Consider the following 521-nt stretch of genomic DNA (forward strand, 5'->3'; position numbering starts at 1 on the left):
GCTCGAAAAAACGGACCGCGTTTGCCGGAACGGCAATCAGCATCGTTTAACTTTACCCTTCATCACTAAAGGCCGCCTGTGCGGCTTTTTTTTACGGGATTTTTTTTATGTCGATGTACACAACCGCCCAACTGCTGGCGGCAAATGAGCAGAAATTTAAGTTTGATCCGCTGTTTCTGCGTCTCTTTTTCCGTGAGAGCTATCCCTTCACCACGGAGAAAGTCTATCTCTCACAAATTCCGGGACTGGTAAACATGGCGCTGTACGTTTCGCCGATTGTTTCCGGTGAGGTTATCCGTTCCCGTGGCGGCTCCACCTCTGAATTTACGCCGGGATATGTCAAGCCGAAGCATGAAGTGAATCCGCAGATGACCCTGCGTCGCCTGCCGGATGAAGATCCGCAGAATCTGGCGGACCCGGCTTACCGCCGCCGTCGCATCATCATGCAGAACATGCGTGACGAAGAGCTGGCCATTGCTCAGGTCGAAGAGATGCAGGCAGTTTCTGCCGTGCTTAAAATT

Annotated in this window: 1 protein-coding gene; it reads left to right on the forward strand. The window is 52.0% G+C overall.

Annotated elements, in window-relative coordinates; genetic code table 11:
- Window positions 1-107: 107 nt before the first annotated feature.
- Window positions 108-521, forward strand: a 414-nt coding sequence (locus tag HMPREF9144_RS12625) for a major capsid protein (RefSeq protein ID WP_040557442.1), incomplete at its 3' end; no start/stop codon positions are given.

The sequence above is a fragment of the Prevotella pallens ATCC 700821 genome (assembly GCF_000220255.1).
Taxonomy (GTDB): Bacteria; Bacteroidota; Bacteroidia; order Bacteroidales; family Bacteroidaceae; genus Prevotella; species Prevotella pallens.